This window comes from Pseudomonas halotolerans (assembly GCF_039581215.1).
Lineage (GTDB): Bacteria > Pseudomonadota > Gammaproteobacteria > Pseudomonadales > Pseudomonadaceae > Aquipseudomonas > Aquipseudomonas tehranensis.
The window spans coordinates 181,009-205,300 of record NZ_JBCNTJ010000001.1 but is presented as its reverse complement, the minus strand read 5'-3'; the positions used below and the strand labels follow the sequence as shown (position 1 = coordinate 205,300).

Genomic DNA, 24,292 nt, shown 5'->3' with positions numbered 1-24,292 from the left:
TTCAGTTACTTTTTATGAGTGCAGTGACGGCGGGGGGCACTAGAAAGTGCCCGATTCAGAGGGAGGGCGGGGCGCTGGACGGACCCTCTCCTCTCTGTAAAGAAATTCATGGCACGTTATTTTCAAAGAAATTTGTAGGATTTTTCTGTATAGCTTGTAGGTTGCGTCTCTCGGTGCGAGCGGTCAGGGGGGGCAGCATGCCAAGGTAGAATTGACTAGGCTATTGTGCGTGCTCTAAAAATTCGAACAGCGAAGTTGGATTTGCCCATGAATAAAGTGCTGATCGTGGATGATCATCCCGTCATTCGTCTTGCTGTACGTTTGCTAATGGAGCGTCATGGATATGAAGTTATTGCTGAAACCGATAATGGCGTCGATGCGTTGCAACTTTCCCGTGAACTTATGCCTGATATCGTTATTCTGGATATCGGCATTCCGAAACTGGATGGGCTGGAGGTCATCGCACGACTGACCGCCAACCCTTCACCTTTGAAAGTCCTGGTGCTGACCTCCCAGGCGCCGGGGCATTTTTCGATGCGCTGCATGCAGACGGGTGCCGCCGGTTATGTGTGCAAACAGCAGGATCTCACCGAATTGCTCAGTGCAATCAAGGCGGTACTGTCGGGGTACAGTTATTTCCCTAATCAGGCGCTGCATACGGTTCGTTCGAGTCTGGGTAACGCAAGCGAGTCCGATATGGTTGATCGTCTGTCCGGACGAGAGATGATGGTCTTGCAGCAACTGGCTCGCGGAAAAACCAACAAGGAAATTGCCGATGGGATGTTCTTGAGCAACAAGACCGTCAGTACCTACAAGACACGTTTGTTGCTGAAGCTCAATGCCCGCTCGCTGGTGGATCTGATCGAATTGGCGCAGCGTAACGGGTTAGTGTGAATTTCCTGGCCGCGCGTACTCAGTAAAAAGCCTCCATCAGGGAGGCTTTTACGTGTCAGAGGTCAAAGTCGTAATCGGCCAGTTGTTTCTGCAAGCGGCGCTCTTCCAGCAGATTATCAATCGTGCGACGTTTGCTCAGATTGGTTTTCGCGGTTTCGACGACTACGGGTTCCACATCGTCGGCCTCAACGGCGATGAAATCGTCTTCTACATCCAGTTGTTCTTTGTCAGCACTCATGGGATCGACTCCAGGCTTAAACTGCCGTTGGCGCTCCTTATATCGATAAACCACGGGCGGGTAAAAAAGATTTTTTCAATCGACAAATCAATAAAAGCAATAGCGCCTCAATCGTCGGAGGTCTTGTGCTTGTATTCGCATAAATCCTCGATCCGGCAGCTGCCACAGCGGGGCTTGCGCGCCAGGCAGACGTAACGTCCGTGAAGGATGAGCCAGTGATGGGAATCGAGTAGAAATTCCTTGGGCACGAATTTCATCAGTTTTTTCTCCACTTCCACCACATTTTTTCCCGGTGCCAGCCCGGTGCGGTTACTGACGCGGAAAATGTGCGTGTCGACCGCCATGGTCAGTTGGCGAAACGCGGTATTGAGCACCACATTGGCGGTTTTGCGACCGACCCCTGGAAGGGCTTCCAGCGCCTCGCGAGTCTGTGGGACTTCGCCATCGTGGCGTTCGATCAGCAGGCGGCAGGTCTCGATCACGTTTTTTGCCTTGCTGTTGAACAGGCCGATGGTCTTGATGTACTCGGACAGCCCTTCGATGCCGAGCGCGTGGATCGCCTGCGGCGTGTTGGCCACCGGGAACAGCTTGGCCGTGGCCTTGTTGACGCCGACGTCGGTGGATTGGGCCGACAGAATCACCGCGATCAACAGTTCGAACGGCGAGCTGTAGGCCAATTCAGTCTTCGGTTCCGGGTTGTCTTCGTGCAAGCGACGGAATATTTCCAGGCGTTTTGCGGCGTTCATGGGCGCGGCGTTTCCTCGATCGTTGAAGGGGGGCTGGCGCCCGTCCAGGCTTGGCGCGCTGCCAGCAGCAGGCCGAGCAGAATGAATCCGCCAGGGGCGAGCAAGGCCAGTGATAGTGTGTTGCCAATCAGCTCGCGCAGGGCGCCCAAGGCAATCATCAGCAGGCCGAACAGACCCGTCAGCCGGAGATGCTCGGGCAGGCGTGAGCCGACGGAGATATCGTCATGCTCCAGCGCCACGCAGCTCACAGCGATCCAGCCAATGTAAAGGCTCAGCGGCTGATACATTTCCAGCATCCAGGCTTGCGCCACCAGGCCTGCGCAAGCCGTCAGGGTGGCGGCCAACACAATGGAGGCGAGCAGTCGCTGAGGCGCTGTCAGGTGGGACCGTAACAGCCCCATGGCCAAGCCATGGCCGGCACTGATCAGTGCCCAGGCCAGCCATAAGCCCAGCGCGTTTACCAGCGAATCGCTGGCGCCGACCAAGGGGACGAGCAGGAGGCCGCGGGTCAGGACCAATGGCTTATTCATCAATGATCACTCCCGGTCAGTTGAGCCTTATGCTCGTCGAAGTAACGCAGTGCATCGTGAACGGCCTGCAGGACTGATCGGGAGGTGACGGTCGCGCCCGCCAGTTGATCGAACTGCCCCTGATCCTTTTTCAACGCCCAGCCGCTGTCGGCGGGAGCCTGGAGCGACTTACCGTTGAAGGTTTGCAGCCAGGGGTTTGGCCAATCAGCGATGGCCGCGCCCAGGCCGGGCGTTTCCGACTGGCGCAGGGTTTTCACCCCCAGCAACCGCCCCTGTGGGTCGATAGCGACCAACAATTGGATGCTGCCTTCATAGCCCAGTGCCTGGCTGTGTAGCAACACCGCGCTGGGCTGGCCGGCGCGAGTCGCCAGGTATCCGCCCAACAGCGTGCTATGGGCCAAGGTCACGGGGACCGTTACGACAGGTTGCGCCAACGGTTGATTGTCGTATCGCTCGGTCGGCAGTACGTCGAGCAAGGTTCTGTTCGCAAGGTCTTGTTGCTGGCTCTTGATACGCTCTGCGGTGATGAGCTGAGTCAGGTACGTGGCCCCGATGCCAAGACCGATCAGCAGGCTCAGAATGGCAACGCCGCGGTAGTTTTTCATACGAGCTCAGGCCTGTGTCGTGCCTCGGCGAAGCGCTCCAGTGCGGGCACGCCGAGGTTCATCAGCAGCACCGCAAACGCCACGCCGTCCGGGTAGCCACCCCAGGTCCGGATCAGGTAAGTCAGCAGTCCCACGCCTGCGCCAAACAGCAGGCGAGCCAGGGGCGCTTTGGCGCCCGAGACCGGTTCGGTCACGATAAAAAACGCACCCAGCAGGGTGGCGCCCGTGAGCAGATGAAACAACGGCGAGCCATGGGAGTCGGAGCCCGACCCGTTCCAGCACAACAGGCTGATGACGAACAAGCCGGCGAGCATGCCCACCGGCGCGTGCCAACTGAACACCCGTTGTTGCAGCAGGAACAGTCCGCCGGCCAGAAACGCCAGGTTGATCCACTCGACGCCGCGTCCACCCCAGCGACCGAATGCCGGGTGGGCGGCGAACAGTTCATCGATGGTCAGGCTTTTGTTGATTCGCAGGCTGTCCAGCGCCGTTGCTCCTGCCCAGCCATCAGGCCCCGAGTGAACACCGAACACCTGTTGCAGGCCGTCGGACAGGCTCATGCCGTGGAGCGCTGGCCACTGATTCAGTTGCTGGGGAAACGCAATCAGCACCAAGGCGTAGCCGAGCATCGCCGGGTTGAATGGGTTATTGCCGACACCGCCCCACAGGTGCTTGCCGAACAGCAAGGCGCACGCCGTCGCTATGACGGTCAGCCACCAGGGGCAATACGCCGGCAAGGCCAGCGCCAACAGCGTGGCGCTCACCAGCGCGCTGCCATCGTTGAGTGCGGGTTTGAGCGGCCGACGCCGCAAGCGCAACACCAGTGCTTCGACGGCCAGTGCGCTAAGGCCCGCCAGCAGCAGGTTGAGAAGCACGCCCCAGCCATAAAACCACGTCAACGCCAGAATGCCGGGCAATGTCGCCAGTAGCACCCGCAGCATTGCCTGTCGCAGTCGTTCGTCCATGGGCTCAGGGGGCGACATGAGCATCCACCTGGCGTTCGGCGTCTTGCACCGCGTGCTCCAGGGCCTCGACTTGTTTATCCGGCGCCCCAGCGGCCCTGGCCTTGCTGAGTTCGGCGCGACGCATGGCCAATTGGATCTTGGCCCGTTTCAACTCGGCACTTGGAGCGGGGGCGGGGGAAGACACTGTGGGCTGCGCAGCACCCTCCAGCTGCGTCAAGGCGTATTGTGCCGCTTCGAACTGGCGCTGTAGCACGATCAACTGCGACTGTTGTTCGAAGGTCGGCGGGTGGCCGAATGCTTTCAATGATTTGTTCAACTGCGCCCGGCTCATCGCCAGGTCGATCTTGGCTTTTTTCAACGCCGCATCGGCGTTGGCGGCTTTTTGCGCCCGTACCCGCTCCAGTGCCGCTTGCACCGGATCGACGGACTGGATTTGAGCCTGGGAGGCGCGCTGTGTACGGGCCAGGCGCTCGGCCAGACGCTGCTCTTCTTCCCGGCGCAGCCGTGCGTTGCGCTGTTCGAAGCGCCGCCGGGCATGATCGCGCTTGGCGCTGCGCGCCTGCTGCTCTTCGACGCTGGAGGCCAGGCCGCCGACCACCGGGACCACGGTTGCCGTGGGCAATGGGTGCATTTCGATGCAGTCGACCGGGCAGGGCGCCACGCATAGATCGCAGCCTGTGCATTCGTCGATCAGGACGGTGTGCATCAGCTTCGCCGCGCCAACAATCGCGTCTACCGGGCAGGCCTGGATGCACTTGGTACAACCGATGCATTCGGCTTCGCGAATAAAAGCAATCTGCGCCGGGGCTGAGCCACGGCTGGTATCGAGCTCAAGCACAGGCACTTTCATCAGTTCGGCCAGGGCGGCAATGGTTTCGCGGCCACCGGGCGGACACTTGTTGATCGGTTCGCCCTGGGCGATGCCTTCGGCGTAGGGCTTGCACCCCGGGTGGCCGCACTTGCCGCATTGGGTCTGCGGCAGCAGGGCGTCGATACGTTGAATCAGACTCATGCTTTGACCAGCCCGCGCAATCCAAGAAATGCCACCGCCATGAGCCCTGCGCCGATCAACTGGATCGGCAGGCCACGAAAGGGCCAGGGGATATCGTTATCGAAGGTGCGCTGACGCAAATCATCGAACAGGCTCAACACCAGCCAGAAACCCAGGCCGGCGCCCAGGCTCGCGGCCACGGTGAGACCTAGTCCATGATCATCCCGGCTGTTGAGCAGCGTGATGCCCAGTATGCCGGCATTGCCCAGCAGCAGTGGCCACAAACCCTCGAACGGCAGCGTCGGCAGCCAGCGCCCCAGCCAGTGAAGCAACGGTGCAATCAGCAACACGCTCAAGGACAGCCATGCAAACAGGCGCAGCGAGGTCAGATTGGCCGGAGCCAGCAGCCAGTGATCGATCAGATAACCCAGGGTACCGACCATCAGCATCAGGCATGTCGTCGCCAGGCCCAGGGCGTGGACTTGCCTTCTTCCATTGGCCGCCAGCAGCGGATTGACGCCCAGCGGCCAATGCAACACGAGGTTGTTGATCAAGGCGGCGCTGAACAGCGTAAGGACGATTTCGGTCATGGGGTGCTGGAACAAGAACCTGTCTTTAGAGGTTAGGCATTATCCGGCACACCGTCAGGGTGGGCCAGATATGAAAATCCCACAGCCGCCTGCCGGGCGACTGTGGGATCGGTACAGCATGGGGTTGCGTTATTTGATCCGCTGACCCGGCTTGGCACCGCTATCGGGGCTCAGCAGGTAGATTTCTTCACCGCCGGGACCTGCCGCCATCACCATGCCTTCGGAAATGCCGAAACGCATTTTGCGGGGCTTGAGGTTGGCGATCATCATCGTCAGCCGGCCTTCGAGCTTGGCCGGGTCCGGATAGGCGCTCTTGATGCCGGAGAAGACGTTGCGTTGCTCATCGCCGATGTCCAGCGTCAGGCGCAGCAGCTTATCGGCGCCTTCCACGGCTTCAGCCTTGAGAATCAGCGCCACGCGCAGGTCGATGGCGGCAAAGGCGTCGAAATCGATCTCCGGCGACAGCGGGTCCTTGGCCAGTTCGCCATTGCCGGCAGGGGCGCCGGTGTCGGTCTGGCTGGCGGTCAGGTCTTCTTTCGAAGCGTCGGTCATGGCTTGCACCTTGGTGGCATCAATGCGAGTCATCAGCGGCTTGAACTCGTTCAGTTGATGGTCGCTCAGCAGCGTCCGGTGGTCGTCCCAGGTCAGCGGCGCGACGTTCAGGAATGCCTCGGCATCGGCGGCCAGCAGCGGCAGCACCGGTTTGAGGAAGATCACCAGTTGGCGGAACAGATTGATACCCAGGGCACAGATCGCCTGGACTTCGTCCTGCTTGCCTTCCTGTTTGTTCAGTGACCACGGTGCCTTGTCGGCGATCCAGGCATTGGCGCGGTCGGCCAGGGCCATGATTTCGCGCATCGCACGGGCAAAGTCACGGGCCTCGTAGGCTTCGGCGATGCCCGGGGCCGCCGCCAGGAAGGCGTCGGTCAGCTCCGGCGCGGCGTTACCGGCCACCAGTACACCGGCGTTGCCTTTGTGGATGAAGCCCGCGCAACGGCTGGCGATATTGACCACCTTGCCCACCAGGTCGGAGTTGACCTTCTGCACGAAATCTTCAAGGTTCAGGTCCAGGTCGTCCACGCCACGGCCGAGCTTGGCCGCGTAGTAGTAGCGCAGGTATTCCGGCGACAGGTGATCCAGATAGGTGCGGGCCTTGATGAAGGTGCCACGGGACTTGGACATTTTCTGGCCGTTGACGGTCAGGTAGCCGTGGACGTTGATGCCGGTCGGCTTGCGGAAACCGGCGCCCTCGAGCATGGCGGGCCAGAACAGCGCATGGAAGTTGACGATGTCCTTGCCGATGAAGTGATACACCTCGGCCGTGGAGTCCTTTCCCCAGAACGCGTCGAAGTCCAGCTCAGGGGTGCGGTCGCAAAGGTTCTTGAAGCTCGCCATGTAGCCGATGGGCGCATCCAGCCATACGTAGAAATACTTGCCGGGCTCGCCGGGGATTTCGAAGCCGAAGTACGGCGCATCGCGGGAAATGTCCCACTCTTGCAGGCCGGAGTCGAGCCATTCGGCGAGTTTGTTGGCCACCGCGTCATGCAACGTGCCGCTGCGAGTCCAGGTTTGCAGCATCTGCTGGAAATCCGGCAGCTTGAAGAAGAAGTGCTGGGAGTCCCTGAGCACCGGGGTGGCGCCGGAAATCGCCGATTTCGGGTCTTTCAGGTCGGTCGGTGCGTAGGTGGCGCCGCATTTTTCGCAGTTGTCGCCGTACTGATCCTCGGTGCCGCATTTCGGGCAGGTGCCCTTGATGAAGCGGTCGGCCAGGAACATGTTCTTTTCCGGGTCGAAATACTGGGTGACCGAACGGGTCGCGATGTGCCCGGCGTCACGCAGCTTCAGGTAGATTTGGCTCGACAGCGCACGGTTTTCTTCGGAGTGGGTGGAGTGGAAGTTGTCGAAGTCCACCAGGAAGTCGGCAAAGTCGGCACTGTGTTCAGCCTGGACGTTGGCGATCAGTTGTTCCGGGGTGATGCCTTCCTTTTCCGCACGCAGCATGATGGCCGAACCGTGGGCGTCGTCGGCGCAGACATAGATGCACTGGTTGCCGCGATGTTTCTGGAAGCGCGTCCACATATCGGTCTGGATGTATTCCAGCATATGGCCGAGGTGAATCGAACCATTGGCATAGGGCAGGGCGCTGGTGACGAGGATCTTGCGTGGCTCGGACATGGGGCTCGGCTACTTGATGAAACGGAGGTCGGCCACTATAAAGCGCTGGGAAATATATTTCACCCCACCGGCCTGTTTCCGCATGCATCGGTTGGGGGGCCTGAGCCCGGCTCAATCTGTGGCGAGGGGATTTATCCCCGCTGGGTTGCGAAGCAACCCCAAAACCTGGCACCTCGGTGACGCAGGCTGGTCAGATTCGAATGTTTTGGGACTGCTGCGCAGTCCAGCGGGGATAAATCCCCTCGCCACAAAAGGTGTTCGCTCTGCTGTAATCGGGTCGCCACGCAGGAGCGTGGGGCGTAGGATAGCGGCCTGTTTTTCAAGTCTTGCTATCGGAGTTGCCCATGAGCGCCGTCAATCGCGCAGCGGTGGAAGCCGTTCTTCGCCAGTACACCGACCCTTACCTGAACCTGGACCCGGTCAGCGCCGGATGCGTGCGCGCCATCGACATCCAGGGGGATCGCGTCAGCGTTCAACTGGAAATCGGCTACGCCGCCGATCTGTTCAAGAACGGTTGGGCGCAGATGCTGCAGATGGCGATCGAGGCCTTGGACGGTGTGGTCGCCGCCAAAGTCGACGTCATCAGCGTGATCGCTGCCCACAAGGCCCAGGCGCAAGTGCCGGGGCTGGCGAACGTCAAGAACGTGATCGCCGTGGCCTCGGGCAAGGGCGGCGTGGGTAAGTCCACCACCGCCGCCAACCTGGCCCTGGCCCTGGCCCGTGAAGGCGCGAAGGTCGGGATTCTCGATGCGGATATCTATGGTCCGAGCCAGGGGATCATGTTCGGCGTGCCCGAGGGCACCCGGCCGCAGGTCAAGGATCAGAAGTGGTTCGTGCCGATCCAGTCCCATGGCGTGGAAGTCATGTCCATGGCTTTCCTGACCGATGACAACACGCCAATGGTCTGGCGCGGGCCGATGGTTTCCGGTGCCTTGCTGCAACTGGTGACGCAGACCGCCTGGGGTGATCTGGATTACCTGGTGATCGACATGCCGCCGGGCACCGGGGATATCCAACTGACCCTGGCGCAGAAAGTCCCGGTGGCTGGCGCGGTGATCGTCACCACCCCGCAGGATCTGGCCCTGCTGGACGCCCGCAAGGGCGTGGAGATGTTCCGCAAAGTGAACATCCCGGTGCTGGGTGTGGTGGAAAACATGGCCGTGCACATCTGCTCGAACTGCGGACATGCCGAGCACCTGTTTGGTGAAGGCGGTGGGGAGAAACTGGCGAGCCAGTACGGCGTCGAGCTGCTGGCCTCGCTGCCCTTGTCGATGCTGATTCGCGAACAGGCTGACGGTGGCAAGCCGACCGTCATTGCCGAGCCGGACAGCCAGATCGCCATGGTCTATCAGGAACTGGCCCGTCACGTGGGCGCGCGGATCGTGTTGCAGGAAGCGGCCATGCCGGCGATGCCAAACATTACCGTCAGCGACGATTGATGGTTTGAAACACAATCCCTGTGGGAGCGGGCTTGCGGTGCTTTTAGATCCGCAACCCGCCATCCATCTCCAGGATCCGGCCGGTGTAATAGTCGTTCTCGAAGATGTACGCCGCTGAATGGGCGATCTCTTCGGGTTTGCCCATGCGTTTGAGCGGGATGCCGGACGTCATTTTTTCCAGGGCTTCGGGTTTCATGCCCAGGGTCATTTCGGTTTCGATGAAGCCCGGCGCGATGCCGGCGACGCGGATGCCGTAGCGTGCCAACTCCTTGGCCCAGGTCACGGTGGCGGCCGCAACACCGGCCTTGGCCGCCGAATAGTTGGTCTGGCCGACGTTCCCAGCGCGCGAGATCGACGAAATATTGATGATCGCGCCGCTGTTCTTCAGCTCGACCATTTTCGCTGCCACTTCGCGGGTGCACAGGAACACGCCCGTGAGGTTGACGTCGATCACTGCCTGCCACTGGGCCAGGCTCATTTTGCTCATTTCGCCGTCCTTGACCTTGAGCAGCAAGCCGTCGCGCAGAATCCCGGCGTTGTTGATCAAGCCGTGAATCGCGCCGAAGTCCTCAGCGACCCGGGCGACCATGTCGCTCACCTGCTCCTCGTTGGCGACGTTGCACAGATAAGCCCGGGCCTCGACGCCCTTGGCCGCGCAGGCGGCAACCGCCTGGTCGAGTTTTTCCTGATTGAGGTCCACCAGGGCCAGCTTCGCGCCTTTGCCAGCGAGATACTCGGCCATGGAGCGGCCCAGACCCTGGCAACCGCCGGTGATAATGATTACTTTGTCGGTGAGTTGCATGCGCATGTCCAGATTGCAGAGCGGTTGGAGGATGTCCTTTATTACTGGCCTCTCGATCTGCGACGGCGTAGCCCGGCTGCACACGAGAACTGCCCAAAGGCGCGCTGGTACATTGCTCCAGTCGCCTGACCGTTTCCAGACGGATTTTATTAAAGGAGTCATAATTTGAGCGTTGAAGCTGCCAAGCATGCACGAGAATTGCTGCTCAAGGAATACCGTGGAATGCTCTCCACCCATTCCAAATCCATGCCCGGTTTCCCGTTCGGCTCCGTGGTGCCGTATTGCCTGGATGACCAAGGTCGTCCACTGATCCTGATCAGCCGCATCGCCCAACACACCCACAACCTGCAAAAAGACCCCAAGTGTTCAATACTCGTCGGTGAGCGGGGGGCCGAGGATGTGCAGGCCGTCGGGCGCCTGACTTATCTGGCCGAGGCGCGCAAGCTGGAAGACAACGTCGCCATCGACGCCGCCGCTGAACGTTACTACCGTTATTTCCCTGAGTCGCAGAACTACCACAAGGCCCATGATTTCGATTTCTGGGTGCTCAACCCCGTGCGCCATCGTTACATCGGTGGTTTCGGTGCCATTCACTGGATCGACCAGATCACCCTGGCCAACCCTTTCGCCGGCAAGGCCGAAGCCAGCATGATCGACCACATGAATGCCGACCATGCCAAGGCCATCGCGCATTACGTCGAGCTGGCCAGTTTGCCCGCAACCGAACCGGCGCAACTGGTCGGTATCGACGGCGAAGGCATACACCTGCGTATCGGTCAGGCCCTGCACTGGCTGGCGTTTCCAGCGCCTTGCAATACGCCGACACAAGTGCGCGAAGCCTTGGTTTATCTGGCTCACGCCGAGCAATGGCCAAAAAATGCTGAGGCTGACGCTTGAATTCACGAAAGGGCGACGTCATTTAGGGTTTGATAGCAAGGCATTCTTGCGTTGAGGAACCTTTTGATGCGCCCTTTTTTGTTGCTCTTTCTGCTGTTCCCGGTGTTGGAGCTGTTCGTATTCGTCAAGGTCAGCGGTGCGATCGGGTTTTTCCCGGCGTTGCTGCTGGTCATTCTCGGCTCGATGCTCGGCGTGTTCGTGCTGCGCATCGCCGGCCTCGCCACGGCATTGCGGGCCCGTGAAAGCCTGAACCGTGGCGAGCTGCCTGCCCAGACCATGCTCGAAGGCCTGATGCTGGCCTTGGGTGGCGGTCTGTTGATCCTGCCTGGCTTCATCAGCGATGTGCTGGGCCTGGTCATGCTGCTGCCGTTCACCCGTCGGTTGCTGGCCAATAAAATGCGCCAGCGTGCCGAAGAACAGGCTATTCGCCAGCGAGCCTTCGCCGACGACCTTCAGCCCCGCGGCGGGCCGACGCCACGACAGCCTGTGGGGCGCGAACCCGATGTGATCGAAGGCGAGTTCGAGCACCGCGATCCCAAGTAAAACCAGCGACACGGCACCTTCGGGTGCCGTGTTCGTTTGCGGCTTCGTGAAGTAAAAAATTTTCTACCCGACCCTTGAAATCGGCTTGTACGCCCTTATGTATGGGTCACCGCAAGGTTTCCGGTGGCGACACTGGACAGACTTCCGCGGTTCGCTTGACGAACCGCATCCGGCTCCGCCGGCTTTTGTTAAACCCGCCGGGATTACACCGGCCGATGAAAACCAAAATTAGGAGAGATCGACAATGAAGCTTCGTCCTCTGCATGACCGCGTCGTCATCCGTCGCAGCGAAGAAGAGAAGAAAACCGCTGGCGGTATCGTCCTGCCAGGTTCGGCTGCTGAAAAAGCCAACCACGGTGAAGTTCTCGCTGTAGGTCCAGGCAAGGCACTGGAAAACGGTGAAGTACGTGCGCTGGCCGTGAAAGTGGGTGACAAGGTTGTGTTCGGCCCTTACTCCGGCAGCAACACAGTGAAAGTCGACGGCGAAGACCTGCTGGTGATGAGCGAGAACGAAATCCTCGCTGTCCTGGAAGGCTGATTCTCCCGCTCATTTTCCCGTTACTACAAAGTATTTAAGGAATATCGATCATGGCTGCTAAAGAAGTTAAATTCGGCGATTCCGCCCGCAAGAAAATGCTCGCCGGTGTCAACGTCCTGGCTGACGCAGTAAAAGCGACCCTGGGCCCGAAAGGCCGTAACGTGATCATCGAGAAGAGCTTCGGCGCTCCGACCATCACCAAGGACGGCGTTTCCGTCGCCAAAGAAATCGAGCTGAAAGATCGCTTCGAAAACATGGGCGCGCAGCTGGTCAAAGACGTTGCCTCCCGTGCCAACGACGACGCCGGTGACGGCACCACCACCGCCACCGTTCTGGCTCAGTCCATCGTCAACGAAGGCCTCAAGGCTGTCGCTGCCGGCATGAACCCGATGGACCTCAAGCGCGGTATCGACAAGGCGACCATCGCCATCGTCAAAGAGCTTAAAGCCCTGTCCAAGCCATGCGCCGACACCAAGGCCATCGCTCAGGTCGGCACCATCTCGGCCAACTCCGACAACTCCATCGGCGACATCATTGCCGAAGCCATGGAAAAAGTCGGTAAAGAAGGCGTGATCACCGTTGAAGAAGGCTCGGGCCTGGAAAACGAACTGTCGGTTGTAGAAGGCATGCAGTTCGACCGTGGCTACCTGTCGCCGTACTTCGTCAACAAGCCGGACACCATGGTTGCCGAGCTGGATAGCCCGCTGATCCTGCTGGTCGACAAGAAAATCTCCAACATCCGCGAAATGCTGCCAGTGCTGGAAGCCGTTGCCAAAGCCGGCCGCCCACTGCTGATCGTGGCTGAAGACGTTGAAGGCGAAGCCTTGGCGACCCTGGTTGTGAACAACATGCGCGGTATCGTTAAAGTCGCTGCCGTCAAGGCACCGGGCTTTGGTGATCGTCGCAAGGCCATGCTGCAGGACATCGCCGTACTGACCGGCGGTACCGTTATCTCCGAAGAGATCGGCCTGAGCCTGGAAAGCACCACCCTGGAGCACCTGGGTAACGCCAAGCGCGTGATCCTGTCCAAGGAAAACACCACCGTGATCGACGGTGCCGGCGTCGAGGCTGATATCCAGGCCCGCGTCACTCAGATCCGTGCACAAGTGGCCGACACTTCCTCCGACTACGACCGTGAAAAACTGCAAGAGCGTCTGGCCAAGCTGTCTGGCGGCGTTGCAGTAATCAAGGTTGGCGCCGGCTCCGAAGTTGAAATGAAAGAGAAGAAAGCCCGCGTTGAAGACGCCCTGCACGCAACCCGCGCAGCCGTCGAAGAAGGCGTGGTACCTGGCGGCGGCGTGGCACTGGTTCGTGCCCTGCAGGCCATCAGCGAGCTCAAAGGCGACAACGATGACCAGAACGTGGGCATCCAGTTGCTGCGTCGTGCTGTTGAAGCACCGCTGCGCCAGATCGTTGCCAACTCCGGCGACGAGCCAAGCGTTGTGGTCGACAAGGTCAAGCAGGGTTCGGGTAACTACGGTTACAACGCGGCTACCGGCGAATACGGCGACATGATCGAAATGGGTATCCTGGACCCGGCCAAAGTGACTCGTTCGGCTCTGCAAGCGGCTTCGTCGATTGCCAGCCTGATGATCACCACCGAGGCGATGATCGCTGAAATCAAGGAAGACGCTCCAGCTGGCGGCGGCATGCCAGACATGGGCGGCATGGGTGGCATGGGCGGCATGATGTAAGCCAGCCTTACCCTGTACTGAAAAACCCCGTCTGCGAAAGCAGGCGGGGTTTTTTAATGCCTCGGGTTTGTCCCAGCATTGGCAGGGGACCAGCGGTCCCTGTGGGAGCAAAGCTTGCTCGCGATTGCGAGGGTTGCTCCGGCATCTGGCGAGCTGAACCACCGCAATCGCGAGCAAGCTTTGCTCCCACGGGGTTTAGGCGCTAACAGGATGCCCCTCGGCCACTGGGTCAGCTCCAACGGCCGGTCTGTAAAGGATGTAGTAGTAACACCCCAGGCAAATCAACCAACAGAACACCGCCGTCCACACATTATGGGAAAAGAAGTGCGCCCCTTGCATCATGCGGCCCACGGAGAACAACGTGCCCAGGGCGAAGGCGAATATGAAGGCTTGGCGGGCCAGGCGCGGACGACGGTCGCGCAGTACGAAGAACAACGCAAACAGCGTAAACCCCGCAGCGGCGTGACCGCCGGGCCAGCATCGGCCGGGCTTGTCAGTGGCCGGGCGCGGACTTAACAGCTCGCTGTAGGTCTGCTTGCCACCGAACTCCTTCAGGCTCCAGGGGCATTGCACTGCCGTCACGGCTTTCATCGGCGTGACGAACGAAGTTGCCAGCGCCAGGGAGAGCACCAGGCAGCCTAGTTCGCGTTTGAACGGTTTGAGCCGGGTGGAGAAAAACGCGGCGATGAACCCCAGGATCGACAAGACGGAAAACACGATGACCACCTGTTTGGCCCGATCATGCAGGATGTCTTCCAGAAAAAAACTGTGCCGACCGATGAACCCGTCGACCGGGTCGTAAAACAGCCTGGCCAGGTCCATGTCCAGCGTGGTCAGTTCCAGCAGTACCAGGATGACCGCGATAGCGATGGGCAGGCCCAGGGCGATCCAGAAATTCAACGGCCTGGAAACGGGGCGGGTGGCGGTGGAAACCATGGCAGTACCTTTGCTGGAGTGTTCTTGAACAGCACGTTGCGCGCAGTCTGGTCCGGGTGCCGTGGGCGAAGCGTGAATGCCGGGTGAAAAACTCGTCAATGCCGGGCAACCCACTCTATGGGCCGCACGACAGTGGTGGGAGCAGGGAAACCGGAAACCACCACAGAGGAGTTTGGGGTGGCCGGGAAGTCTAGGGCTAAATAAACCCGCCAAGACAGTTGCTCCCACATGGGGTTACTCGCCAGGGCCGCCGATACACCCCTAGCCGTGATTCACACTTGGCCTTAAGCTGCGCGGGCCACGATGACCGTCCACGTGCGCAGAGGAGATGCCCATGCGAATTCTGTTGGTTGAAGACAACCGTGACATCCTGGCCAATCTGGCCGATTACCTGGGGCTCAAAGGCTATACCGTCGACTGTGCCCAGGACGGCCTGTCGGGGTTACACCTGGCCGCTACTGAGCACTACGACCTGATCGTGCTCGACATCATGCTGCCGGGCATCGACGGCTACACCTTGTGCAAGCGCCTGCGCGAGGACGCGCGACGTGATACGCCGGTGATCATGCTCACGGCCCGGGATCAACTGGATGATCGCCTGCAGGGTTTCAAGTCCGGCGCCGATGATTACCTGGTCAAACCTTTTGCCTTGTCGGAACTGGCGGCGCGGATCGAAGCGGTCATGCGTCGGGCCCAGGGCGGCGGGCGGCGTGCCTTGCAGGTCGGTGACCTGAGTTACGACCTCGATACCCTGGAAGTCACCCGCGAAGGCAAACTGCTGAAGCTCAACCCCGTCGGCCTGAAACTGCTGGCGGTCTTGATGCAGAAAAGCCCTCACGTGCTGCGGCGGGAAATCCTCGAAGAAGCCTTGTGGGGTGATGATTGCCCGGACAGTGACAGCCTGCGCAGCCATGTCCATCAACTGCGTCAGGTGATCGACAAACCGTTCGACAAACCGCTGTTGCACACCGTGCATGGCGTTGGTTACCGCCTGGCCGAGGGCCGAGATGGAGTTTAAGCAGAGCCTTGCCCAACGGATCATCATCGCCTTTGCGCTGATGAGCGCGTTGGTCGCCGGGGCATTCGCCATGGGCATCGTGGCGACGGTTCACTTGGTGGAAGAAAGACTGATTTCCGCCGGGCTCGGCGGAGACCTGCAACGCCTGCTGCTGATGGACAGTGTTTCGGACTGGAGTCACCGTCCAGAACCTGACCAGTTGTTCTATTTCAGCGGCGGCCCGGGTGACTTCGATTTGCCCAAGGATCTGCGTCACCTGGATCGCGGTTTCCACGAGGTCTTTCGTGCGCAATTGTCGTATCACGCCATGGTCGAGATTGTTGACGGTCGACACTACGTGTTACTGCAGGACCAGAGCGACTTCGAAGAGCGCGAGCGGTTGCTGTTCGCCGTGGTGCTGGTGGGCTTCGTGCTCAGCTTGGCACTGGCGGTATTCCTGGGTTGGGTCCTGGCTCGTCGGGTGATGGCACCGGTCGTGCGCCTGGCCCGGCAGGTGCGCCATCGCGACCAGCTCCTCGGGCTGGCCCCGCCGCTGGCCCCTGACTATGCCGCCGATGAAGTGGGTGAGCTGGCCGTGGCATTCGACGCTACGCTGGGGCGACTGCGCCAGGCCCTGACGCGTGAGCGGTTGTTTACCAGCGACGTGAGCCATGAGTTGCGCACGCCGCTGATGGTCCTGGCCAGCTCCTGTGAGCTTTTGCTGGAGAACCCGGCCCTGGATCAACGCGGTCGCAAACAGGTCGAGCGGATCAGTCGGGCCAGCGAAGAAATGCGCGAGTTGGTGCAAACGTTCCTGATGCTCGCCAGGACCCAGCGCGAAGACAGCGGCATGTCGCCCCGATTGACGTTAGGCCAGGTGGCCGAGGACCTCGTTGGATTGTGGCGTGCTCCGATCGAAGCCAAAGGGCTGACCTTGATCTTCGAGCCGGGGCAAACCGCCGACACTCCGTACAACGCTACGTTCCTGACCGCCGTCATGGGCAACTTGCTGCGCAACGCCTTGCACTACACCGACCAGGGCTTCATTCGCCTCACGCTGTCTGCGACCGGGTTCGTGGTTGAGGACAGTGGCGTGGGCATCCCCGAGGAGAAACGTGAGGCGATGTTCGAGCCATTCGTGCGTGGCAATGAAAAGCGCGGCGAGGGGCTTGGGTTGGGGCTTTCATTGGTCCAACGGATCTGCGAGAACCAGGGCTGGAGGGTGAGTCTCAACACCATGGAGCCCAACGGCTGCCATTTCGAGGTTCAATTGAATCCCCAGGACTGAGGATCGCACTCAAGTCTGCCCGTCTGAAATATTCCGAAAACCATCGAGCGCGTGCACGACGAAGTTTTCACAAAGGGATGACCTGGTGCGAACATGTCGGCCATTAACGTGGGAGCCATTCCGTCATGGAGGCCCCCGCCAATGTCCAATCCTATCAAGCTCGACTTTTCCGAAAAATATGACGAAAAGCACGCCCACCAATACCTGCATAAACACCAGACCGGTCTGAGTCGTCGCCTTTCCCACCGCCGTGATGAACAACTGGCACGCACGGCCTTGACGTTGGCAGGTGACCCAGGACTGGTGCTGGACTTGCCGTGTGGTGCCGGGCGTTTATGGCCTGTGCTGGCCGAAAAGCCGAACCGGGTGATCATCGGTGCGGACAATTCCACAGCCATGCTCCAGACCGCGTTGAACGCTCAACCCGCCGATGTCGTAAAACGGGTACAACCCTTGCACGCTTCTGCGTTCGACATTGCCTTGCCTGATAACGCCGTCGACAGCATTTTTTGCATGCGCCTGCTCCACCACATCGGTGAACCTGCGCATCGACTGGCGATTCTGCGGGAATTCGAGCGCGTCACTCGTGATAGCGTGATCGTTTCATTGTGGGTCGATGGCAATTTCAAGGCCTGGAAACGTAAGCGTCTGGAGCACACGCGTGGGCAGAAAGGCTACCAGAATCGGTTTGTGTTACCAGCCGCTACAGTCGAAGGTGAATTTCGACAGGCTGGTTTCCGCATTCAGGAACGACTGGACTTCCTGCCACTCTATGCCATGTGGCGAGTTTATGTATTACGCAAGAGGTAACAGCATGGTTGTGGCAGTAGAGAAAACAGCGGCCCCCCGCTGTGGCTTCGAACACTTCTGGAATCAGCAGGGTGAATGGGTGGAACAACCCAATGTGCGTCGTGGTGGTGAAAGCGGAGTGCAGCGGATCAACAACGGCGGCGATCTGCTCTATGCCAAGCGTCAGACAGGGCATATTTACCGTAGCTTGTTGCATCCGTTTGGCCGCCCAACCGTGCTACGTGAGCAAGATGCCCTGCTGGCATTGACCCGGCTCGACGTCAGCGTTCCAAAGGTCATCTTCTGTGGTGCACAGCGGGACCCGATTCACAAGTGGCGTGCGTTGCTTGTGACTCATGCGCTGGATGGTTTCATGGAGCTGGAGCACTGGTATGCCGCCGGCGGGCGCGAGCGTCATGGCGAAGCGGGGCATGACCGAATTCTCCAGGCATTGGCAGAGAACCTGGCTCGCATGCATAAGGGGCGTTGGCAGCATGGTTGCCTCTATATCAAGCATGTATTTGTGCGCGTGACCGGAGAGGGTGAGTCCGCTCGGGCCGAAGTGGCCCTGCTGGATTTGGAAAAGTCCCGTCAACGCCTGACTTCCCGGACCGCAGCGTCCCACGACATGAAGCAACTGCGACGCCATTCGTCGTTCAGCGATTCAGAATGGGAAAAACTCGTCTACTTTTACAGAGCGGCGTTTGGCAGCGCTATCAAAGGTTTATAGCAATGAAATTAGAAATTGCTAGAGGTTTGTTTCTCGTAGGAGCCCTGGCAGTTACCTCAATGGCGGTGGCGGTATGGGAGCAGCCCCGTTCGCAGATCCTCAGTGCTTCCCACCCGGACGCGCACTGCCCTTTGCCACGTGTGGCCAAGGCCAGCGAGGCGATCCGGCCGGACGATGATCTGTTGTTGTTCATGTTCAGTCTTTCCCAAGGCATGAGGCCCCAGAGTTGATGGGCAGCAAACCCCTAGAAGGCCTCGCGTATGCGAGGCCTTTATTGTTGGACCTGTAGTAAATCACCGTGGCGAGGGAATTTATCCCCGCCGGGCCGCAGGAGCTGCGTAGGAGCTGTCGAGCGAAGCGAGGCTGCGATCTTTCCGTGGGCACTTGAGTCTCAAGCGAAAGATCATAAGATCAAAAGATCGCAGCCTTCGGCAGCGCCTACAGGGCCAGTGGCCGCAAGCTAGGGTTTGTCCGGCTTGGCCAGCAGTGTATAGACGCAGGGCAACACGAACAGTGTGAACAAGGTGCCAATCGACATGCCGGTGGCGATGACCATGCCGATGTCGAAGCGGCTCACCGCCCCGGCCCCGGTCGCCAGGATCAGCGGCACCATGCCGAATACCGTCGCCGCCGTGGTCATCAGCACCGGTCGCAGACGAATCGACGCAGCTTGCTCCACGGCTTCCCGTGGTGTCAGGCCTTGTTCCTTGCGCAACTGGTTGGCAAATTCGACGATCAGGATCCCGTGCTTGCTGATCAGGCCGATCAGCGTGACCAGTCCTACCTGGGTATAGATGTTCATGCTCGACCAGCCAAGAAACAGCGGAATCAGGGCCCCGCAAATCGACAGCGGCACCGTGACCAGGATCACCAGTGGATCCCGGAAGCTTTCGAACTGGGCGGCCAGCACCAGGAAGATGATCGCCAGGGCCAGGGAAAAAGTGACCCAAAGGGCACTGCCTTCCTGAACGAACTGACGCGAAGCTCCTGCATAATCGAAGGCGAACCCTGCTGGCGCCTCTTCCTGTGCAATCTGACGCACCGTCTCGATCGCCTCGCCCATGCTCACCACGGGAAAGCCCGAAATCGTGACTGCGTTGAGTTGCTGGAACTGGTTCAACTGCCGTGGTCGCGCCCGGTCGCTGACCTTGATCAACGTCGACAGCGGCAGCAGCTCACCCTGGGTATTCTTCACGTAGTAGTTGTTCAGCCAGTCCGGGTTATCCCGGAACGGCCGTTCGACCTGGGCAATGACCTTGTAGCTGCGCCCTTCGATGGTAAAGCGGTTGATCTCGGCCTCCCCGAGCAAGGTGGCGAGGGTGCCCCCCAGGTCCTGCATCGAGACGCCCATCTGGGCGGCCTTGGCGCGATCGATGTCCACGACGACTTCGGGTTTGTCGAAAGCCAGGTCAATGTCCATGAAGGCGAACTTGCCGGACTCCAGCGCGCGCTTCTTGACCCGATCGGCAATCTGCAACAGCGTCGCATAGTCCTTGGGTGAGTTGATGACGAAGGCGAATGGCAAGCCTTCACCGGTGCCAGGCAGGGAGGGCAGGTTGAAACCGAATATTTGCAGGCCGGGGATGCTCTCCAGCCTGGCCTGGACGTCAGGCAGGATTTCCATCTGGGTGCGGCTGCGTTCGTTCCAGGGCTTGAGCAGGAAGCCGCCGATGCCGGACTGCACACCGTTGTAGCCGTTGATCTGGAACGAGGAGTAGTACTCGGGGAACTCCTTGAACATGGTGACGAAGTGATCGGTGTAGGCGTTCAGGTAGTCGAGGTTGGTCGTCTGCGGAGCATTGGCCATCATGAAAATGATGCCTTGGTCTTCGTCGGGGGCCAGCTCGGTTTTGGTGAACATGACCAGCACCGGAATCAGCAACAGCACGATCACTGCAAACACCAGCACCACCGGCCGGGTGTTGAGCGTGCCGTGCAGCATGCGCTGGTAGCGGTCCTTCAAACGTTCGAACACCATGTCCAGCCGATGGGCCAGTCCCGAGGGGTTTTCGTCATGGCGCAGCAGCATGGCGCACATCATGGGCGACAGGGTCAGGGCGACGATCCCGGAGATCACCACCGCGCCAGCGAGGGTCAGGGCGAACTCCTTGAACAAAGCCCCGGTAAGGCCCTCGAGCAGACCGATCGGTGCGTACACCGCGGTCAGCGTGATGGTCATCGAGACCACCGGCATGGCGATCTCCCGGGCACCTTCTATTGCGGCATCGAACGGGCTCTTGCCTTCCTCGATGTGCCGGTGAATGTTTTCCACTACGACGATGGCATCGTCCACCACCAGGCCAATGGCCAGAACCATGGCGAGCAGGGTCAGCAGATTCATCGAGTAGCCCATCAACTGCATGAAGAACATCACGCCGATCATCGACAACGGGATGGTGACCACCGGGATGAGCACTGAGCGAAAGGCGCCGAGGAACAGGAACACCACGACGATGACGATCAGTACCGCCTCGAAGAGGGTTTTGACCACCTCGTCGATGGATGCCTGGATGAACAAGGTGGCGTCGTAGGCGATCTCGGCCTTGAGGTTGGCGGGCAACTGGGCCTCCAGCTCCGGCATGATCCTGCGCACTTCCTTGATCACGTCCAGCGGGTTCGCGCCGGGGGTGGCCTTGATGCCGATGTACACCGAGGGCGTGCCACCGAAGGAACTGATGGTGTCGTAGTTTTCGGCGCCCATCTCCACCCGGGCCACATCCCGCAGCAGCACGCGGCTGTCGCCGTCGGTCTTGAGCGGGATCGCCGCGAAGGCCTCGGCGGACTTGAGCTCGGTGTTGGCATTGATACTGGTAACCACGTATTCGCCCTTCACCTCACCGGCGGCCGAGAGGAAGTTGTACTGGCGTACGGCATCGGTCACGTCGGCGGCGGTGAGGCCGAAACCGGCAAGCTTGACCGGATCCAGCCAAAGGCGCATGGCGAAGACCTGATTGCCCAGGATCTCCGCTTCGGCCATGCCCGGCAACGTTGCGAGTTTGGGCTGGACCACCCGTGACAGGTAGTCGGTGATTTGCGGGTTGTTCAGTTCCTTACTGAAAAAACTGATGTACATCAGTGCCGAGGCATCGGCGGCCTCGCGGCTGAGCACCGGGTCTTCAGCGTCCTGGGGCAGTTGGTTCTTGACCTCGTTGGCCTTGGCCAGCAGCTCGGTAAAAAGCCGGTCGCTGTTGGCGCCGATGCGGGCGTAGACCGATATCACCGAAAAATTCTGACGGCTGACCGAGGTCATGTAGTCGATGCCCTCGGCGCTGGCCAGGCTCTGTTGCATCGGTTGGGTGATATAGCCCTGGATGGTCTCGGCGTTGGCCCCGGGGTAGGCGGTGGTCACCGTGATCAGGGCGTTCTCCATCTGCGGGTACTGGCGCAGGGGCAGCTTGCTCCAGGCCTGGAAACCCAGCAGCACGATCAGCAGGCTGACCACGGTGGCGAGCACCGGACGGCGGATGAACGGATCAGTAAAAGCCATGAGGGTTCCTTGATCAGTCCGCCGGGGGCGGGCTGTTCTGTTCGGTCAGGGTCTTGTCGTCGCTGACAGCGATGGGCGTGCCGTTATCCAGTTTGATCTGGCCGGCGATCACGACCTGTTCGCCGCTCTGCACCCCTTTGGAAACCAGCACCTGCCCATCACGTCGCTCACCGGTTTCGACGAAGCGCCGTTCGGCGATCAGGATCGGTTGGCCCTTGTCATCTTTCTCGACGTTGCCGTCGTCGGTTTTCTTCTGCGTCACGACGTACACGGAATTGCCGTAGAGGGTGTAGGTCACGGCGCTTTCCGGCACGACGATGGCCTTGGCCTTGTCCGGCAGGATCACCTGCAGGCTGGCGAACATGCCGGGAAACAGCCTGCCGTCGGGGTTGCCCAAGGTGGCGCGTACCAGCACGTTGCGTGTGCTGTCTTCGATTTTGGGGTTGATCGCGCTGATGGCGCCGACGAAGGTCTGGCCGGGATAGGCCGAGACACTGACGTTGACGATCTGGCCAACCGCGAGCAGGGGGACCGCTTGCTCGGGGAGGTAGAAATCCACATACAGGCTGCTCAGGTCCTGCAGGGTGGCGATCACCGTGCCGCTGGCCAGGTAGTCGCCAACGTCCACCTGACGAATGCCGATGGTGCCACTGAAAGGCGCGACGATGTGTTTCTTGGCCAGCGAAGCCTTGAGTTGGTTGACCGTGGCCTGGTTCTTTTTCAACTGCGCCGCGAGCCGGTCGAACTCGCCCTTGGAAATCGCCTGGCTGCCCACCAGTTGTCGACCCCGGCCAAAATCCAGTTGCGACAGACCAAGGTCGGCCACGGCGGTTTCCAGCAGCGCGCTTTCGACGTCACTGTCCAGTTGCACCAGTGGCTGGCCAGCCTTGACCTTTTGCCCCGACTGGAACTGCACCTTCTGCACCGTCCCGGCAATTTCCAGGCTCAGGTCTACGCCTTGCAATGCGGTGAGGCTGCCAACGGTGGACAGCCGAGTTTGCCAAGGCTGCTCGACGGCCGTGGCCACGGCGACGCTGACCGGCGGTTTGGGGGCAGAAAACATCTGGATCTGCTGGTAAACGGAGAAGGCCTTGTAGCCGGCCAGCAGCAGTACCACCAGCAGGACAACACCCAACATGATCAGCATGCGGCGTCGCAGCATGTTCCACTTCCTTGGAAAAAAGCTGAGAGAAAAGGACAGACAGGCGGGCACATTACTCTGAGTTTTCGGGGTATTCCAGATGCTGGCGGGCCTGGGTTGTGTGGGAATGTTCCGAAAATTCAGGGAACTCGGCGCCTAAGAGGCTTCTCTCCCTCGATCAAACCAAATGCAAATGGTTGTCCCAGAGCCCCGCCGGCAGATCCAGTGGCTTTGCGACCAGTTGTGACTGGCGACAATCGTAGAAACGGCAACGGCCCTGACCCGAGGTCACGACGAAACCGTCGGCCACCGCACCTACACCGGCGCAGTCCGGCAGAGGCGCATCGAGGCGTACTTCGCCGTTGTCCAGGTCCCAGATAAAAAAGCGATTGCCACGGGGCGCTGTCAGGGCCACCAGGCGCAGGTCGCTGTGTACGGCAACGCTGGCGGTGTAATGACCCATGGCCTGCAATTGATGCTCGGCCACAGGGAATGCCTGGAACGGCTGGCCCGGACGCTTGATCGCCAGCAGCTCGGAGGATTCGTGGGCATCGCCCATGAATTGCTGGCCGCAAACGATGGTGCCATCGCTGGCGATGCCCATGTGGCGCACGCTGTTCATCGACTGCGCGAGAGTTTCCTTGCTCAGCAGGGTGCCATCGCGCTGCATCAGTACCAGGCTCGGCTCCATGGCATTGAGGTTCATCTCGACCCGGCTTTCGGCCTCGGTGCGGATGCCGCCGTTGGCGACCACCAGCGTTTCGCCGTCGGGCATCCACGACACTTGGTGAGGGCCGATGCCGTGCGTGGACAGTTCGCCGCTGTGCACCAAGCGTTCGCCTTCGAAACGGTACACACCCAGCAGGCCGCGGCCCGGATCGGTCGTGTCGTTCTCGGTGGCGTACAGCCATTCGCCGCTTTTGTGAATCACCGCGTGGCCATAGAAGTGCCGGTTCGGCAACGAGGTGAGGGTCTGTAGCAGCGTACCGTCGCGCAGGTCGATCAGGTAGCTTTCGGTACCTGGGCGACGGGCGACGAACAGCGCAATCGGTTGTGTCGGATGGTCAATGATGTCATGGCATCGCTGCTTGACCTGGGTGGCGAACACCCGGCTGCCGTCCAGTCGATAGCCCACGGCGTAGTGCTTGCCGTCGCTGTCGTCCCGTGCCGAAAGCAGCAGCGGACTCTTGTCCTTTTGCTTGAACAGCGTCCAGCCGCCCAGGGTAACGGCGCCGAGCAGCAGGCTGCCCAGTGCCAGAGCCTGACGTCGAAACATG

Annotated in this window: 24 protein-coding genes; 11 read left to right on the top strand and 13 right to left on the bottom strand. The window is 60.2% G+C overall.

What is annotated here, in order from left to right:
- Positions 1–267: 267 nt before the first annotated feature.
- Positions 268–894, top strand: coding sequence for a response regulator transcription factor (locus AAIS01_RS01015; RefSeq protein ID WP_047227014.1), 627 nt, complete (start codon positions 268–270; stop codon positions 892–894).
- A 55-nt stretch (positions 895–949) separates the two neighbouring features.
- Here AAIS01_RS01015 and AAIS01_RS01010 read toward each other — a convergent pair whose 3' ends face one another.
- The 8 genes from AAIS01_RS01010 to metG form a co-directional block, all read right to left on the bottom strand.
- Complete coding sequence (locus tag AAIS01_RS01010) at positions 950–1,132, bottom strand: PA3496 family putative envelope integrity protein (protein WP_047227013.1); 183 nt, start codon at positions 1,130–1,132, stop codon at positions 950–952.
- 107 nt (positions 1,133–1,239) lie between these two features.
- Positions 1,240–1,878 carry an endonuclease III gene (gene nth, locus AAIS01_RS01005; RefSeq protein WP_343467430.1) on the bottom strand — a complete coding sequence of 213 codons (639 nt, stop codon included), beginning with the start codon at positions 1,876–1,878 and terminating at the stop codon, positions 1,240–1,242.
- Entirely contained in the window at positions 1,875–2,408 is a 534-nt protein-coding gene (locus tag AAIS01_RS01000) for an Rnf-Nqr domain containing protein (RefSeq protein WP_343467429.1), read from the bottom strand. The genes nth and AAIS01_RS01000 overlap by 4 nt, the downstream gene beginning before the upstream one ends.
- Positions 2,408–3,013, bottom strand: a complete 606-nt coding sequence (locus AAIS01_RS00995; protein ID WP_343467428.1) for an RnfABCDGE type electron transport complex subunit G — start codon at positions 3,011–3,013, stop codon at positions 2,408–2,410. The genes AAIS01_RS01000 and AAIS01_RS00995 overlap by 1 nt, the downstream gene beginning before the upstream one ends.
- A complete protein-coding gene (locus AAIS01_RS00990; protein WP_343467427.1) occupies positions 3,010–3,996 on the bottom strand; it encodes an RnfABCDGE type electron transport complex subunit D in 987 nt (328 codons plus the stop codon). The genes AAIS01_RS00995 and AAIS01_RS00990 overlap by 4 nt, the downstream gene beginning before the upstream one ends.
- Entirely contained in the window at positions 3,983–4,990 is a 1,008-nt protein-coding gene (gene rsxB / locus AAIS01_RS00985) for an electron transport complex subunit RsxB (protein ID WP_343467426.1), read from the bottom strand. The genes AAIS01_RS00990 and rsxB overlap by 14 nt, the downstream gene beginning before the upstream one ends.
- Positions 4,987–5,559 (bottom strand): Rnf-Nqr domain containing protein, encoded by a 573-nt coding sequence (locus AAIS01_RS00980; protein WP_343467613.1) that lies wholly within the window; start codon positions 5,557–5,559, stop codon positions 4,987–4,989. Before AAIS01_RS00980 ends, rsxB begins: the two co-directional genes overlap by 4 nt.
- Positions 5,560–5,688: 129 nt before the next feature.
- Positions 5,689–7,734 carry a methionine--tRNA ligase gene (metG, locus tag AAIS01_RS00975; RefSeq protein WP_343467425.1) on the bottom strand — a complete coding sequence of 682 codons (2,046 nt, stop codon included), beginning with the start codon at positions 7,732–7,734 and terminating at the stop codon, positions 5,689–5,691.
- A 344-nt stretch (positions 7,735–8,078) separates the two neighbouring features.
- Between metG and apbC the strand changes: the two genes are divergently transcribed.
- Positions 8,079–9,173 (top strand): iron-sulfur cluster carrier protein ApbC, encoded by a 1,095-nt coding sequence (gene apbC / locus AAIS01_RS00970; protein WP_343467424.1) that lies wholly within the window; start codon positions 8,079–8,081, stop codon positions 9,171–9,173.
- A 43-nt stretch (positions 9,174–9,216) separates the two neighbouring features.
- On the opposite strand, the gene AAIS01_RS00965 is transcribed toward apbC, so the two are convergent.
- Positions 9,217–9,975, bottom strand: a complete 759-nt coding sequence (locus AAIS01_RS00965; protein ID WP_092457624.1) for an SDR family oxidoreductase — start codon at positions 9,973–9,975, stop codon at positions 9,217–9,219.
- A 165-nt stretch (positions 9,976–10,140) separates the two neighbouring features.
- On the opposite strand from AAIS01_RS00965, the gene AAIS01_RS00960 reads away from it, so the two are divergent.
- The 4 genes from AAIS01_RS00960 to groL all read left to right on the top strand — a co-directional run bounded on the left by AAIS01_RS00960 (position 10,141) and on the right by groL (position 13,647).
- Positions 10,141–10,872: a HugZ family pyridoxamine 5'-phosphate oxidase gene (locus AAIS01_RS00960; protein WP_343467423.1), complete on the top strand. Its 732-nt coding sequence runs from the start codon at positions 10,141–10,143 to the stop codon at positions 10,870–10,872.
- 66 nt (positions 10,873–10,938) lie between these two features.
- Positions 10,939–11,415 (top strand): FxsA family protein, encoded by a 477-nt coding sequence (locus tag AAIS01_RS00955; protein WP_092457430.1) that lies wholly within the window; start codon positions 10,939–10,941, stop codon positions 11,413–11,415.
- Positions 11,416–11,659: 244 nt separating this feature from the next.
- Entirely contained in the window at positions 11,660–11,953 is a 294-nt protein-coding gene (locus AAIS01_RS00950) for a co-chaperone GroES (RefSeq protein ID WP_003204913.1), read from the top strand.
- A 50-nt stretch (positions 11,954–12,003) separates the two neighbouring features.
- On the top strand, positions 12,004–13,647 hold the full coding sequence (gene groL, locus AAIS01_RS00945; protein ID WP_092393133.1) for a chaperonin GroEL: 1,644 nt from the start codon (positions 12,004–12,006) through the stop codon (positions 13,645–13,647).
- Positions 13,648–13,842: 195 nt separating this feature from the next.
- On the opposite strand, the gene AAIS01_RS00940 is transcribed toward groL, so the two are convergent.
- Positions 13,843–14,583, bottom strand: coding sequence for a phosphatase PAP2 family protein (locus AAIS01_RS00940; RefSeq protein WP_343467422.1), 741 nt, complete (start codon positions 14,581–14,583; stop codon positions 13,843–13,845).
- A gap of 334 nt (positions 14,584–14,917) precedes the next feature.
- Between AAIS01_RS00940 and colR the strand changes: the two genes are divergently transcribed.
- From colR to AAIS01_RS00915, 5 genes are all read left to right on the top strand, one after another.
- The gene (colR, locus tag AAIS01_RS00935) at positions 14,918–15,601 is read left to right on the top strand and encodes a two-component system response regulator ColR (RefSeq protein WP_047226998.1); all 684 of its coding nucleotides are present in this window, start codon (positions 14,918–14,920) and stop codon (positions 15,599–15,601) included.
- Positions 15,591–16,868 carry a sensor histidine kinase gene (locus AAIS01_RS00930; RefSeq protein WP_343467421.1) on the top strand — a complete coding sequence of 426 codons (1,278 nt, stop codon included), beginning with the start codon at positions 15,591–15,593 and terminating at the stop codon, positions 16,866–16,868. The genes colR and AAIS01_RS00930 overlap by 11 nt, the downstream gene beginning before the upstream one ends.
- Before the next feature lie 141 nt (positions 16,869–17,009).
- The gene (locus AAIS01_RS00925; RefSeq protein ID WP_343467420.1) at positions 17,010–17,678 is read left to right on the top strand and encodes a class I SAM-dependent methyltransferase; all 669 of its coding nucleotides are present in this window, start codon (positions 17,010–17,012) and stop codon (positions 17,676–17,678) included.
- A 4-nt stretch (positions 17,679–17,682) separates the two neighbouring features.
- Complete coding sequence (locus AAIS01_RS00920; protein ID WP_343467419.1) at positions 17,683–18,387, top strand: lipopolysaccharide kinase InaA family protein; 705 nt, start codon at positions 17,683–17,685, stop codon at positions 18,385–18,387.
- Between the two features lie 2 nt (positions 18,388–18,389).
- A complete protein-coding gene (locus AAIS01_RS00915; protein ID WP_076383717.1) occupies positions 18,390–18,617 on the top strand; it encodes a hypothetical protein in 228 nt (75 codons plus the stop codon).
- 230 nt (positions 18,618–18,847) lie between these two features.
- On the opposite strand, the gene AAIS01_RS00910 is transcribed toward AAIS01_RS00915, so the two are convergent.
- The 3 genes from AAIS01_RS00910 to AAIS01_RS00900 form a co-directional block, all read right to left on the bottom strand.
- Positions 18,848–21,874 carry a multidrug efflux RND transporter permease subunit gene (locus AAIS01_RS00910; protein WP_343467418.1) on the bottom strand — a complete coding sequence of 1,009 codons (3,027 nt, stop codon included), beginning with the start codon at positions 21,872–21,874 and terminating at the stop codon, positions 18,848–18,850.
- A gap of 13 nt (positions 21,875–21,887) precedes the next feature.
- Positions 21,888–23,036, bottom strand: coding sequence for an efflux RND transporter periplasmic adaptor subunit (locus tag AAIS01_RS00905; RefSeq protein ID WP_343467417.1), 1,149 nt, complete (start codon positions 23,034–23,036; stop codon positions 21,888–21,890).
- Between the two features lie 157 nt (positions 23,037–23,193).
- Positions 23,194–24,291, bottom strand: a complete 1,098-nt coding sequence (locus tag AAIS01_RS00900; protein ID WP_343467416.1) for a DUF1513 domain-containing protein — start codon at positions 24,289–24,291, stop codon at positions 23,194–23,196.
- Position 24,292 lies beyond the last annotated feature (1 nt).

What these genes read in the sequence shown, in the direction of transcription:
- AAIS01_RS01015 (WP_047227014.1), top strand. Translation starts at nt 268, where the DNA reads ATGAATAAAGTGCTGATCGTGGATGATCATCCCGTCATTCGTCTTGCT.
- AAIS01_RS01010 (WP_047227013.1), bottom strand. Translation starts at nt 1,132, where the DNA reads ATGAGTGCTGACAAAGAACAACTGGATGTAGAAGACGATTTCATCGCC.
- nth (WP_343467430.1), bottom strand. Translation starts at nt 1,878, where the DNA reads ATGAACGCCGCAAAACGCCTGGAAATATTCCGTCGCTTGCACGAAGAC.
- AAIS01_RS01000 (WP_343467429.1), bottom strand. Translation starts at nt 2,408, where the DNA reads ATGAATAAGCCATTGGTCCTGACCCGCGGCCTCCTGCTCGTCCCCTTG.
- AAIS01_RS00995 (WP_343467428.1), bottom strand. Translation starts at nt 3,013, where the DNA reads ATGAAAAACTACCGCGGCGTTGCCATTCTGAGCCTGCTGATCGGTCTT.
- AAIS01_RS00990 (WP_343467427.1), bottom strand. Translation starts at nt 3,996, where the DNA reads ATGTCGCCCCCTGAGCCCATGGACGAACGACTGCGACAGGCAATGCTG.
- rsxB (WP_343467426.1), bottom strand. Translation starts at nt 4,990, where the DNA reads ATGAGTCTGATTCAACGTATCGACGCCCTGCTGCCGCAGACCCAATGC.
- AAIS01_RS00980 (WP_343467613.1), bottom strand. Translation starts at nt 5,559, where the DNA reads ATGACCGAAATCGTCCTTACGCTGTTCAGCGCCGCCTTGATCAACAAC.
- metG (WP_343467425.1), bottom strand. Translation starts at nt 7,734, where the DNA reads ATGTCCGAGCCACGCAAGATCCTCGTCACCAGCGCCCTGCCCTATGCC.
- apbC (WP_343467424.1), top strand. Translation starts at nt 8,079, where the DNA reads ATGAGCGCCGTCAATCGCGCAGCGGTGGAAGCCGTTCTTCGCCAGTAC.
- AAIS01_RS00965 (WP_092457624.1), bottom strand. Translation starts at nt 9,975, where the DNA reads ATGCAACTCACCGACAAAGTAATCATTATCACCGGCGGTTGCCAGGGT.
- AAIS01_RS00955 (WP_092457430.1), top strand. Translation starts at nt 10,939, where the DNA reads ATGCGCCCTTTTTTGTTGCTCTTTCTGCTGTTCCCGGTGTTGGAGCTG.
- AAIS01_RS00950 (WP_003204913.1), top strand. Translation starts at nt 11,660, where the DNA reads ATGAAGCTTCGTCCTCTGCATGACCGCGTCGTCATCCGTCGCAGCGAA.
- groL (WP_092393133.1), top strand. Translation starts at nt 12,004, where the DNA reads ATGGCTGCTAAAGAAGTTAAATTCGGCGATTCCGCCCGCAAGAAAATG.
- AAIS01_RS00940 (WP_343467422.1), bottom strand. Translation starts at nt 14,583, where the DNA reads ATGGTTTCCACCGCCACCCGCCCCGTTTCCAGGCCGTTGAATTTCTGG.
- colR (WP_047226998.1), top strand. Translation starts at nt 14,918, where the DNA reads ATGCGAATTCTGTTGGTTGAAGACAACCGTGACATCCTGGCCAATCTG.
- AAIS01_RS00930 (WP_343467421.1), top strand. Translation starts at nt 15,591, where the DNA reads ATGGAGTTTAAGCAGAGCCTTGCCCAACGGATCATCATCGCCTTTGCG.
- AAIS01_RS00925 (WP_343467420.1), top strand. Translation starts at nt 17,010, where the DNA reads ATGTCCAATCCTATCAAGCTCGACTTTTCCGAAAAATATGACGAAAAG.
- AAIS01_RS00920 (WP_343467419.1), top strand. Translation starts at nt 17,683, where the DNA reads ATGGTTGTGGCAGTAGAGAAAACAGCGGCCCCCCGCTGTGGCTTCGAA.
- AAIS01_RS00915 (WP_076383717.1), top strand. Translation starts at nt 18,390, where the DNA reads ATGAAATTAGAAATTGCTAGAGGTTTGTTTCTCGTAGGAGCCCTGGCA.
- AAIS01_RS00910 (WP_343467418.1), bottom strand. Translation starts at nt 21,874, where the DNA reads ATGGCTTTTACTGATCCGTTCATCCGCCGTCCGGTGCTCGCCACCGTG.
- AAIS01_RS00905 (WP_343467417.1), bottom strand. Translation starts at nt 23,036, where the DNA reads ATGCTGCGACGCCGCATGCTGATCATGTTGGGTGTTGTCCTGCTGGTG.
- AAIS01_RS00900 (WP_343467416.1), bottom strand. Translation starts at nt 24,291, where the DNA reads ATGTTTCGACGTCAGGCTCTGGCACTGGGCAGCCTGCTGCTCGGCGCC.